This window comes from Streptosporangium sp. NBC_01755 (assembly GCF_035917995.1).
In the GTDB taxonomy this organism is placed as follows: domain Bacteria; phylum Actinomycetota; class Actinomycetes; order Streptosporangiales; family Streptosporangiaceae; genus Streptosporangium.
Genome location: NZ_CP109131.1, coordinates 472,581 through 484,487, shown reverse-complemented (window position 1 = coordinate 484,487; position 11,907 = coordinate 472,581). Strand labels below are relative to the sequence as shown.

Below are 11,907 nucleotides of genomic sequence, written 5' to 3'. Positions count from 1 at the left end.
CAGGGTAGGTGGAAGATGGGTGTCGCCGCGGCGGAAGGAGTCATCCCGCTGTACGACTCTGACGCGTGGCTGAATCAAGTTTTACAAGTTTTAATCTTGACTAACGGCACAAAGTAGTGCGAGATGGAAATGGCGCAAGAGAGGCGTGCCGCATTTGTCAGAGAAGCCGAAACTGGAAATTCTGTCGCCCGAAAATGCGTTTCCAGCCACGCTCGATGTGGCCGGACTGCTGGCCTCGGGATGGAGGCCGTCCGCCTTCCGACAGTTCATCCTGAAGATTCACAGTAGATGCGATCTCGCCTGCCGGCACTGTTACATCTACGAGATGGCGGACCAGTCCTGGAAGGCCCAGCCGCGGCGCATGTCCGAGGCGATCGTCAATCGAACGGCACAGCGCATCGCGGAGCATGCCCTGGCCCACGAACTGGCGGAGGTGGAGGTCATACTCCACGGCGGAGAACCGCTTCTGGCCGGCCCGGAGCTCATCTCCCACGCTGTGCGCACGATCAGGGGAGCGGCCGCCGACGTCGGGACCCGCGTCCACGTCGGCGTGCAGACCAACGGACTGCGCCTGGACGAAACCTACCTGCGGCTCTTCGACAGCCTGGAGGTCCGTGTCGGGGTGAGCATGGACGGCTACGAGGCCGCTCATGACCGGCACAGGCTCTTCACCAACGGAAAGGGGAGTCACGCCATGGTCACCGCCTCGCTGCGGAGACTGACGGCCGGCCCCTTTCACCATCTCTTCAGCGGCCTTCTGTGCACGATCGACATCCGTAACGATCCACTGGCCACCTACGAGGCACTCCTGGAGTTCGACCCGCCGGCGGTCGACTTCCTGCTGCCGCATGGCAACTGGCTCACCCCGCCACCCTTTCGCGACCCCGACTCGGCCGCCACACCGTACGCCGACTGGCTGCTCCCGATCTTCGACCGCTGGTATGGGGCCGCCGTGGAGGAGACCGAGATTCGCTTCTTCAACGAGATCGTCCGGCTGCTCACCGGGCGTGCGTCCCGTACCGAGGCCATCGGTCTCTCCCCGGCACGGATGGTCGTCATCGAGACGAACGGCAGCATCGAGCAGTCCGACATCCTCAAGTCCAGCTACCACGGTGCTCCCGCGACTCTGCTGCACGTCCTGCGTGACTCCTTCGACACCGTGCTCGAGCACCCGTCCATAGTGGCCCGGCAGATCGGCGAGCTCGCGCTGGCACCCGTCTGCCAGGCCTGTGACATCCGTTCCATCTGCGGTGGGGGGCTCTACCCGCACCGCTACAGCGAGGCTCGCGGATTCCTCGGTCCTTCGGTCTACTGTCCCGACCTCTACCGGCTCATAGATCACATTCGTGCGCGGCTGCTACGAGACGTCGCCCGGCTGAAGGGAAGCGGATGAGGCTCATCTCGCGTCCGGTGTCCGAAGAGACGTTCTCCAGGCTCGCGGCGGGTGGGGGCGGGGCCGGTGCCATGGCCGAGCTGCGCGCGATGCAGTGTTTCAAGAACAGGCTCCTCATCCGTGAGCTTGTCCTGGAGGCGCGGACGGCGGGGCACCCCCACGCCGACCTCTCGGCTCGCGCCTACGACCTCATGGTCGAGATGGAGACGCACGGCAGGGGCCGGGTCGAATCGGAATTGTGCTACCCGGCCGTGGGCGCATGGGCGTTGCGAACGTACCTTTCGCTCAAGGCCGGTACGGGAGTGAAGGACGACCCCGGCAGGCTGGCCGCCCTGGTCGTGGCGGTCGCCGTCAGATCGCAGACCGCCTGCCAGGTCCGCCTCGCGCTCTCCGACGACGCCATCGTGCTGCCCGGCCTCGGCCGTCTCAGCGCACCGGCCGGTGCCCGGGGAGTGTTCGACGTCACCGTGCGACCGGACGGTGAGGGGGCCGAGCTCGACATCGGCCGGTCAACGGTACGCGTCGACCCGCTCCGTGACGACACCGGCTGGCAGGTCCTGCGCCGGCTGCCGGTGGGCTCCGGGTTCAGCCTCGTCGTCGACGACGCGGACCCGTACCGGTGGCCCGCGGGTCACGTCACCGAGCCGAGGCTGAGCGACGCGAAGCTGGATCACTGGGCCCGGTGCCTGCGCGAGGCATGGCGTGTACTGACCGCCCGTCACTGGACCGTCGCCGAAGAGATGACCTGCGGTGTCTCGGTGCTGACCCCCATCCACGCGCCGGCTTTCGGCCAGAACAGTGCCACCTCCCGTGAGACGTTCGGGACCGTCGCCCTGTCCGAGCCGCAGCACGGCCTGGGAATGGCCGCGACGTTCGCCCACGAGATCCAGCACGCGAAGCTGACGGCGCTGACCGGCATGGTCGATCTGACCCGGCCGGAGAACGGACGGCGGCACTACGCGCCCTGGAGGAACGACCCCCGTCCGGTCAACGGGTTGTTACAGGGAGCGTACGCATATCTCGGGGTGGCGGGATTCTGGAGGCGCCAGCACCGTTTCGAGCAGGGGGCTCGCGCCTTTCGCGGACAGGTCGAGTTCACGCGCTGGAGGGAGGCCGCCCACCGCGTCACCGGCACCCTCCTGGCCTGCGGGGGCCTGAACGACCGCGGTGAGGAATTCGTGAAGGCGATGAGAGGCACGCTGGAACGGTGGCTGGACGAGCCGGTGGACCTCGCGGTCGCGGCGCAGGCCCGACGCGAGGCCGACCAGCATCTCAGAGCCTGGACCCGCCGCAACTCCCGGATCTAGAAGCGGTCAGATCGGCGGAGGGTCGAAGTCACAGTCGATGCGACGACCCTCGCTCGCGAACAGGGCGTCGGGGTGACCGATCTCCAGCGGGCGTTCGTAGCGCCGCATCGTGTCGGCGTACAGGAGTTCGGCCTCTTGCTCCGCGCCCGTCGCCCGTCGGTCGAGGACGAGGTTGCTGGCGCAGGCCAGGCTCAGGAAGTGGTTCTCGCCGAAGAGGCCGCGCAGTTTGGCGAGCGTGTCCTCGCCGAGCTCACGGGCGCGGCTGGTCTCTCCGGAGGCCGCGAGGTCCGTCTGGAGGCTGATGGCACAGGTCAGCGGGTAGTGATGGTTCTGGCTGACCTTGGCGATCAGGCTCTTCCTGACCTTCTCGTTCAGGTCGCGGGCCGTTGAGACGTCTCCTCGCAGCCGGTGGAGGATCGCCAGGTTGCCGAGGCACGCGTTGGTGTAGGGGTGGTCGGCGCCGTACACCCTGGGATAGCGGGCAACCGTCCTGTCCGCGATCGCGAACGCCTCGTCGATCTCCCCGGCTGTCCGCAGGGCGTTGGAGAGGTTGATCGCGGCCGCCATGGTGTCGGGATGGCCGTCTCCGAAAAGCCGCTGGAAGCGGGTGTGCGTGTCGTGCGCGAGCTCCAGGGCCTCGGGGATCTCTCCCGCCCGCCGTTTGGCGATGGAGAGGTCCTTGGCGGCCAGCAGGGTGTAGTGGTGGTCGAGGGTCAACTCCTGGACGCCGTAGGCGTAGGCCTCGTCACCCAGGTCGCAGGCCTCGGTGTAGTCACCGCAGAGGCGAACGGCCCTGGCCAGGCTGTTCCAGGACAGCAGCAGGGTGCCCTTGCTGACCCCCTCCGTCGCGTCGCTCTGCTCCAGGTAGGTCTCCTGGTGCAGCCTCCGCGCCTGTGCGTAGTCGCTGGTCAGCGCGTAGTCGAGGGCCAGGTTGTACAGAACGCGCAGGGTGGACGGTGCGGTCGGACCCGGCCCGTTGATATGCGTGGTCCGCGACTCCTCGTCCAGCCTGCGCGCGCCGAGGAAGTCGCCGCGGGCGCGAAGCGAGGCGGCGTACCCGTTGATCGTCGAGAGGGTCTCCGGGTGATCGGGACCGAGAGTCTCCGTCATCCTGTCGAGGGTCTCGTGGTCGACGTCGTAGGCCAGGGCGTACTGTCCGAGACCTCGCAGGATGTTGCCGAGGTGCTTGTGCGCGACGAGCACGTCCTGGTGTTTCGGCCCGCTTATCTCGGTCCATCTCCCGATGAAGCCGTTGATGAACGAGTGAGCGGACTGGTAGTTGCCCGATCGATACAGGTAGCGCACCATGTCCATGGCGAACAGCCTGGCCTGGGGGTCCGTGCATTCTTCCAGGCCGGAGGGGGCGACGTGGGCGACCAACTCCTCGAAACTACGCCATTTGTCGGTGTCATCGGGATCGTTCGGGGCGCTGCCGGCCAGCAGCACGTGGACCTCGTGCCGGATCTCGTGCTGGTCCTTCTCCGGCAGGTCGTCACGGAGGAGCGCCTGGACCAGGCGGTGGACCTGGATCGTGCGGGTCTTGGGCTCGATCCTGGCCAGGGCGAAGCGCCTGAGCTCGCTCAGTGCCGTGGCGAGCAGGATGGGGTCGGACAGGATCGCGTTCAGGCGGGGGACGTCCGCCCTGTTGCCCCTGCGGAACACATCGCGCGGGATGGGCTCGGGGCCGAAGAAGGCGCAGCACCGCAGGACCGTGATGGCCTCGGGGAGGCGGTCCTGCAGGAGCGACACCGACACCTTCCAGGCGGCCGTCATCGACAGCGGGTACCCCGGTGCCCGGTTCGCGCCCAGCAGACGGCTTGCCTGCTCGCTGAGCTGTTCCAGGTATTCGTCGACCGACATCCCGGTCTCGTACTGCAGCGCGCCGGCCTGCTCAAGGGCCAGGGGAAGGTCTCCGAGTTGCTCGGCCAGCCGTGAGGAGTCCTCGTCGGGAACCTCCCTGCGCAGGCGCTTCTTCAAAAACGCCACGCTCTCCTCGCGGGTGAAGACGTCGACCTGGAGGGTCTCGAAGTGGTCCTCCCACTTGGGGTTGCGGGAGGTGATCAGGACGTGGCCGGGACCGCGGGGGATGAACTCCTCGACCTGCCCGGGGTCCTCGGCGTTGTCGAAGATCAGCAGCCAGCGGCGGTAGGGGTCGCCGCTCTGCAACGTCCTGCGCACGGCCTCGGCGGCCTCCTCGACACCGGTGGCCGACACCGGTGGCAGGCCCAGGTAGGGCGCGAGCGCCGCCAGCGCTGAGGGCACCAGCACACGCTGGTCGGCGGGGATCCACCAGACCAGGTCGTAGTGCGAGCGGTAGCGGTGGGCGTACTCGATGGCCAGGTGGGTCTTGCCGACGCCGCCCCATCCCTGGAGCGCCTGGGGTTGGGGGACGACGGCGGTGACGGTGCTGATGCCCTGGCGGAGCTTGAGGAGCAGGTCGTCTCGCCCGGTGAAGTTCCTGTTGCGAGGCGGCACTTTCTCCCAGACCTCGGGCTGCCGTTCCGGCACCGTGTTCGCGGCGTGTGAAAGCTCCACCACCTATGGCCTCCACCCTGTCAAGCCGAAGGATTCTGTCGCCATCTTAGAGCTTGATTCGAGGAGCCGGGCATAACAGAATAAAATAAATGGCGGGCGCATCTTGAATTTCATGCGCAGCGGAGAAGGCCGTCGCACCGTGTTTTGGATGGCCGAAACCAGGCTGGCGATAGGGTCGCGAAGCAGGGAGCATAAATGCATCATGACGGTGCGGCGTCAACGGTCTCCATCGACATCACCGGTCTGTCGTTCAGGGATCTTGAAAAGGTCGGGAGTGCCTCTCTCAGAAGGGTGCTGGAAGAACTTCTCGGGCATGGTGCGGATCTAGAGCCGAGTGCGGGGTTCGACAGCTCGATATGAGCGATCGCCTTGCGGTTCCGGGCAGACTGCGACAGAAAGATAACCGTGAAGCATCAGCCCGTTTCCTGGCGATCGGCGAGTCAGACGCCCACATCCGGACCGCCGGGGGTTGACCGCGGCAATAGAGTCGTCCGGCATCGGGTCCGACGTCCGGCCGGGCCTTCGGTCTGTGAGGTGGTGCCCCGCGTGCACGACATGGGGGAGGCCGAGTGGGAGCGCCTGCTCGACCAGTTGAACAGCGGAGACTGCACGCCGTTCCTGGGATCCGGGGCGTGTGCGGGCACTCTGCCGACCGGGACCGCGTTGAGCCGCGACATGGCGCGCCGATGGGACTATCCGTTCGACGACGACCATGATCTTCCTCGTGTGACGCAGTTCGCGGTGATGCGATATGGGGATTCCGTATATGTGAAGAGGCGGATCTGCGACGAGCTCGACGCCGGGGGCGCGCCCGACTTCCTGGATCCCCTCGAACCGCACGGCCTGCTCGCGAGCTTCCCGCTTCCGGTATATCTGACGACGAACTACGACGACTTCATCCTGCGCTCGCTCGAAGCCGTGGGAAAAAGACCGAATGTGGCCGTCTGTCCATGGAACAAAGGGCTGGCCTACGCCGAGGAGCTGTTCAGCAGCGAGGCAGGGTGGAATCCCAAGCCCGAGGCCCCGCTCATCTATCACCTGCACGGCAACCTGCAGGATCCGGCGTCGATAGTGCTGGCGGAGGACGACTATCTGGAGTTTCTCACCAACCTCGCGGTGGACGGTGTCGCGGGCGGCCAGCGGATGCTGCCCACCTCCATTCTCGCGGCGCTGACCAGGAGACCTCTGCTGTTCATCGGATACAGCTTGCAGGACTGGACATTTCGCGTGCTTTTCCATGGGTTGTTGAAAGCCGTTCCCGGCATCAACCGCCGCAGGCACGTGAGCGTCCAGCTCGCCCCCTCGATCGCCAGCACGAAGGCGGACGTGCTGGAAGTCCAGCGCCAGCTGGCCAGATACTACGAAGACTGGCGGATCTCCATCTTCTGGGGGACGGCGGAGGAGTTCTGCCGTGAGCTGCGCCGGCGGATGGGACCGGTGCCGTGACCTCTGACGTGACCTCCGACCTTGTCCGGCCAGACGCGGCCGGCCAGCCGTACGTCGGCCTGCGGGCCTTCCGCCGCGAGGACCGAGCCAAGTTCTTCGGCCGGGACAGGGAGGCCTGCGAGGTCTCCGACCTGTGGCAGGCCGGACGCCTGACCGTGCTGTACGGGCCGTCGGGCGTGGGTAAGACCTCGCTGATCCAGGCGGGTGTGCTCCCGCTGCTGGACGCGGGCAGGACCGACGTCCTCCCGATAGGCAGGGTGTCGCACGGCTCGCCCTTCCCCTCCGCCGCGCTGTCCCGGCACAACCCGCACGTGTTCGCGCTGCTGTCGTCGTGGTCCCCTTCCGAGACGCCCACCCGGCTGGCGGGGCTGACGATCCGTGAGTTCCTGAGCCGGCGCCCACCGCGCCAGGATCCCTACGGCGACCCGATCCTCACCCTGGCCGCGATCGACCAGGCCGAGGAACTCTTCGGGGACTTCGCCCACCGCCAGCCGTACCGGGAATGGTTCATCAGCCAGCTCGTCGAGGCGCTGGACGGCGACCCGAACCTGCGTCTTCTCGTCTCGATCCGAGAGGACTACCTCGCCGCGATCCTGCCCCACGAGCCGAAGCTGGCGGGCATGGCCAGGAGCCGCTTCTCCCTGACCGCTCTTGACACGGCCGCCGCGGTCCGGGCGACCGAGGGCCCGCTGGAGGGAACGGGACGCTCGTTCGCCCCGGGCGCGGCGCGTGGCCTGGTGGACGACCTCCGCATGATCAGGGTCGGCAGGGCGCTGGGTGAGGAGGTCGTCGCCGACGCCAAGGTGGTCGAGCCCGTCCAGCTGCAGGTCGTGTGCTCGGCCATGTGGCGCTCCCTGCCCGAGGACGTGCGGATCATCTCCTCGGACCACGTCCGCAGGTTCGCCAACGCCGACCGTTCCCTCACCGACTTCTCCGAGCGGATGATCTCCGAGGTGGCCCATGACCACTTCGGAGACGACGTCGCCGAGCTCAGGAGCTGGCTGCGTCGCTGCTTCATCACCGAACTCGGCACCCGCGAGGTCGTCTACCAGGGGGAGACCGTCACCGCGGGCATGCCGAACGCGTTGGTCAGGGCGCTGGTGGACCGCCACATCCTGCGCGAGGACATCAAGGCGGGCACCCGCTGGTGCGAGCTGTCGCACGAACGCCTCATCCAGCCGATCCTGCAGAACGACCACCTCGTCGTGCAGGCCGAGAGCCGGACCTTTCCCGAAGACCACCTGCGGGCCGCCGAGCTCTCGTTCCGCGACGGTGAGTTCGCGCTGGCCGCCAAACAGGCCGAGGAGGCTCTGGAGCGGTGCGGTGACAACACCAGGATCCGCGCGGAGATCGAGTCCTTTCTCGGCAACGTGGCGCACCGGCGGGAGGACTTCGAGAAGGCCGTGTCGCACTACCGCACCGCCGCGGTCCTCTTCGAGACGCTGGGGGCGACCTCGGCCGTCGGCGGCCTTCTCGCCGGGATCGGCCGGCTGCGGCTGGCCCAGGGACGTCCCTCGGTCGCGGTGCGGGAGCTGTACTCGGCGATACGCCGTGTCCCCAATGACATGAGCATCCAGACCGAGCTCGCCTGGGCGCTCTGGTACGACGGCCATCCCGACGCGGCGCGTGACGTCCTCAACGACGTTCTGGGAAGGGAGGGGAACCTCACCGAGGCGTTGCGGGCGCGGGGCGAGATCCTCGCCGGGCTCGGCCGGGCGGAGGCGGCGCTGCGCGACCTCGACCGGGTCAGGCCGCTGCAGTGGCCCTCCACCCGGGCCGCCCACGCGCTCGCACTGGCTCTCCTGGGGAACCTTTCCGAGGCGGAGCGGGCTGTCAGAGCGGTGCTACCGGAGGCGGGAGATCACGGTCCGGCGCTGCTGTACGCCGCTCGGGTCAGGGCTCTGGCGCATGACGCCGAATCGGCGGCCGATCTGGCCCGCCGGGCCAGATCGGCGAGGGCACCCGCACTCCCCGCTCACCTGGCCGCCGAGGCCGACCGGCTCATCCAGCCACCCTGATCGGGGGTCCCTGTGCCGGGGCGGCACCTCTCGGCCCGATCAGGGCACCACGCAGCGAGGGGACGGCTGTCACCAGCACCGCAACCACGATCATGGTGAGGAAAAGGACCGTCGTCGCCCCCTCGTTGCCGAAGCAGGTGACGAGAAAGGCGCCGAGCGGTGCCGCCACCGATATCGCCGCGCGGCTGGTGAGCCGGGACACGCTTGCCACCCTGGCTATCCTGTCCGGTCCGATCTCGTGGGCCTCGAACGTCCTGACCGTGATGTTGCTGAGAGCGCCGGTGCATCCGGTCACCAGTGTCGCCAGGGCGAAGAAGACGGGATGGTGGCCGACGGCGGCGATGGAGAAGGCGGCCGCCCAGATCCACACCTGCAGGAACAGCATGCAGGGCGGCGGTGTGAGGCGCAGGACCACAAAGGATCCCAGGGCCCCGCCCGCCCCGCCCCCCGCGAGCACCAGGCCGACGACCAGCGGCGACAGCTCCGCCGAGCCCGAGAGGAAAACCATGGTCAGCGCGTTGACCATCAGATTGGTGAAGGCGGTCAGCCCCATCGCGGTGCGAAGAAAAGGCTGCCGCGCGACTTCCCGCAGGCCGTCGCCGACCTTGACCAGCGGGCGTGGACGTGCTTTCTGCCGGACGCCGTTCGTGTTCATGCGCAGCAGAAAACCGAACGAGAGAAAGAAAAGCACCGTGTTGACGGCGGACGGTACCGCCTGCCCGATCCCCAGCAGGAAGCCGCCGAGAGGTCTTCCCGCCAGGACGGCGGTGTGGAAGCTCATCTCGCTTCGCGCGAGCGCGCGGGGAAGCCGGTCGCGGCTGACGAGCGAGGGGATCAGCGCGGTCTCCGCCAGTGAGTGCAGGACCCACAGGGCTCCTTCGATGACCGCGGCCACCACCAAATGGGCCAGCGAGGCCGAACCGCACAGCAGGGCCACGAACACGCCGGCCGCGGCGATCCCCCGGATCGCCTCCGTCCAGAGCATGACCCGGCGCGGGGTGAGGCGGTCGATCAGGACGCCTGCCGGGATGTACAGCAGGAGGCCGGGGACGGTCGAGGCGAACCCCACCCATCCGGCGGCCATGGGAGAGCCGGTGAGCATCAGGGCTATCAGCGGATAGGAAACGCCAAGGGTCCGGAACGCGGTCATGGAAAGCGTCGACCCGGCCCACGCCAACCTGAAGTCCCTGGTGTTGTGGATCCGGGTTGCCCGCTCCGGTCCTTCCCTCACAGCTTGCGTGTTCCTGTTCTCGTGTCAGCCGCTGGAAACAGCTGACACCGGTCCGTGAGGTAAGTGGCCGAAACCGCCGAATAGAAGATGAGAAATGGGGGTTTGTTGACACGAAAACGACTAGTGGCACCCATGTCACATGGGGTTCCAGTAGTTAATTCCGGTCTTGGGAGGCCCAAGCATATCGCCGATTCACACAAGCGAATCAACGTTCGCCCTCCCCGCGGGATCGCTTTCCGGGGGAGGGCCTTTCCGAAAGTCAGGCGGGCAGCTGGGCGTCCAGGCGGTAACCGTCCACGGTGACGTAGACCTGGTCGCCCGGCCGGGCGTTCAGGCGCATCAGGACGGGCTGCAGGGAGTCGAAGACAGGGTGGTCCCGCCAGACCAGGACCACCGCGTTGTCACCGGGGCCGGTGACCGACAGCAGCGTGCCGGGACGCATGCCCAGCCGGGTGGCGTACCCCTCGGGCACGGCCACGGGACCGCCCCGCAGGTGGTCGCTGGTCACCTCGATGCGCTGCCAGCGGCTCGGGTCGGCCGACGGGCTCGCGGGCGGGTGGAGCGGAGCCCGCCGGCTGGTGATCAGGTGTGGCCGGGTGTTACCGCCCGACAGGGCCGACAGCGTGGCCAGGGCGGCGCGGGGGTCGATGCCGCCGGCGTTCACCTGCGGTATCGGCTGGCCGCCGCGGTGGTGGTGGCCGTTGCTCCCCGGAGTGCGGCGAGGCAGCTGCCTGGTCGCATCGGAGGCGGCCTCCTGGGGAGGCGTCTCCTGCCCGCTCGCGGCGAGGGCGTCCAGCCAGGCCTGGGCCGAGTGGGCCCGGATGCCGAGCTGGTGCTCCATGAGCGCGGCCGCGTCGGTGTCGATCGGCTTGTTCGCCAGGAGTTGGCGGGTCCTGTCACGCAGGCCGCCCAGATCGCCCACGACGAGCCAGTCGTCCTGGAGCCGTCGGTCGGGCATGAGAGTGACCAGCACCCGCCAGAGCGGGGTTTGGAGGGTGGGGACCTCGACAGGGTGCGCGGGGTCGGCGCCGATGAGCTGGTCCTTGGTGGCGGCGGCGCCCAGCCACTCGGTCAGCCCGAACATGTGCCCGGTGAGCGGTGCGGACTCCGAGGAGCGCAACCAGAGCAGGATGCGCTCCTCGGCGGTGCGCTGGGCCGAGGAGAGCGCGTCCCGGTCGGCGTTCAGCTTGTGCGCGAGTGCGCGCAGGCTGATCGGGTCCACCGCGAAGAGCCGTTCCACGGCGACCGCGCGCTCCAGCACGCTCCAGTCGCGGAACATGTTGTCCATCAGGCGCACCAGTGGATAGTCGCTGAGCCGGACCGGGGGTTTGGCGGCGGGAGGCTCGGGGGCGGGAGGGGTGGGGGCGGGAGAGACAGGGGCGGGAGGGGCGGGGGCGACCGGCGCCTGGCGCTGCTCCTGCGGCGGAGGTGGCTGGGCCGGGATCGGTGGCACGGGCATCTGCGCGGGGGCCTGGACCTCTGCCTGGACCTCTGCCGGGGACTGAGCCTGAGCGGCGGCCGGTGCGGCCTGTTCGGCGATCCCCGGGATACGGCTGAGCACCTCGTGGAACATGGCGGTGACCAGGACCTCGGGAGAGGCGGGCATCGCGGGCCCGCTCAGGTCTCCAGCGGTCAGGCGGCGCAGTCGGCTCCAGCCGCCCAGCCCGGCGATGGCCGAGCGTGCGGGCTCGGGCCAGCCTGGCAAGGTGGGGTCGACCGTGTGCACGTGCAGGGCGGGCAGCACGTCGCTCAGCGGCAGGTGGTCCCAGCGCGACAGTGAGAGCCGGGCCAGCCTGTCGCAGACCCAGTCGAGCCCGGCGGCGCCGAGGGCCTTGGGCAGGGCGACCGAGGACCACCAGCCGGCGGGCAGTCGGGGGTCGGTCAGGGCTTCGGCGACTTGCTGGGGTCGGCTCCAGCGCAGGGCTGGGACCAGATCACTCAGGCAGATCGATGACTCGGCATCCATCGGCGGACCGC

Annotated in this window: 8 protein-coding genes; 5 read left to right on the top strand and 3 right to left on the bottom strand. The window is 68.3% G+C overall.

All coding sequences use genetic code 11. The annotated features are described in order from the left end of the window. The first annotated feature begins 145 nt into the window (after positions 1-145). On the top strand, positions 146-1,393 hold the full coding sequence (locus tag OG884_RS02000; protein ID WP_326641505.1) for an FxsB family cyclophane-forming radical SAM/SPASM peptide maturase: 1,248 nt from the start codon (positions 146-148) through the stop codon (positions 1,391-1,393). After that, complete coding sequence (locus OG884_RS01995) at positions 1,390-2,700, top strand: HEXXH motif domain-containing protein (protein WP_326641503.1); 1,311 nt, start codon at positions 1,390-1,392, stop codon at positions 2,698-2,700. Before OG884_RS02000 ends, OG884_RS01995 begins: the two co-directional genes overlap by 4 nt. A 6-nt stretch (positions 2,701-2,706) precedes the next feature. Here the strand turns inward: OG884_RS01995 and fxsT are convergent, their stop codons facing one another. Next, a complete protein-coding gene (fxsT, locus tag OG884_RS01990) occupies positions 2,707-5,238 on the bottom strand; it encodes an FxSxx-COOH system tetratricopeptide repeat protein (RefSeq protein ID WP_326641501.1) in 2,532 nt (843 codons plus the stop codon). A 192-nt stretch (positions 5,239-5,430) separates the two neighbouring features. Here fxsT and OG884_RS01985 point away from each other — a divergent pair, with 192 nt between their 5' ends. From OG884_RS01985 to OG884_RS01975, 3 genes are all read left to right on the top strand, one after another. Next, a complete protein-coding gene (locus tag OG884_RS01985) occupies positions 5,431-5,595 on the top strand; it encodes a hypothetical protein (protein WP_326641499.1) in 165 nt (54 codons plus the stop codon). A 195-nt stretch (positions 5,596-5,790) separates the two neighbouring features. Continuing rightward, a complete protein-coding gene (locus OG884_RS01980; RefSeq protein WP_326646838.1) occupies positions 5,791-6,681 on the top strand; it encodes an SIR2 family NAD-dependent protein deacylase in 891 nt (296 codons plus the stop codon). Continuing rightward, entirely contained in the window at positions 6,678-8,699 is a 2,022-nt protein-coding gene (locus OG884_RS01975; protein ID WP_326641497.1) for a tetratricopeptide repeat protein, read from the top strand. Before OG884_RS01980 ends, OG884_RS01975 begins: the two co-directional genes overlap by 4 nt. Here OG884_RS01975 and OG884_RS01970 read toward each other — a convergent pair. Together OG884_RS01970 and OG884_RS01965 are read right to left on the bottom strand one after the other, a co-directional pair. Continuing rightward, positions 8,683-9,930 (bottom strand): MFS transporter, encoded by a 1,248-nt coding sequence (locus OG884_RS01970; protein ID WP_326641496.1) that lies wholly within the window; start codon positions 9,928-9,930, stop codon positions 8,683-8,685. The genes OG884_RS01975 and OG884_RS01970 overlap by 17 nt on opposite strands. Positions 9,931-10,189: 259 nt before the next feature. Further along, positions 10,190-11,896 (bottom strand): hypothetical protein, encoded by a 1,707-nt coding sequence (locus OG884_RS01965; RefSeq protein ID WP_326641494.1) that lies wholly within the window; start codon positions 11,894-11,896, stop codon positions 10,190-10,192. Positions 11,897-11,907: the final 11 nt, after the last annotated feature.

Coding starts and splice junctions, on each gene's coding strand:
- OG884_RS01995 (WP_326641503.1), top strand. CDS start 1,390: ATGAGGCTCATCTCGCGTCCGGTGTCCGAAGAGACGTTCTCCAGGCTC.
- OG884_RS01985 (WP_326641499.1), top strand. CDS start 5,431: ATGCATCATGACGGTGCGGCGTCAACGGTCTCCATCGACATCACCGGT.
- OG884_RS01980 (WP_326646838.1), top strand. CDS start 5,791: ATGGGGGAGGCCGAGTGGGAGCGCCTGCTCGACCAGTTGAACAGCGGA.
- OG884_RS01965 (WP_326641494.1), bottom strand. CDS start 11,896: ATGGATGCCGAGTCATCGATCTGCCTGAGTGATCTGGTCCCAGCCCTG.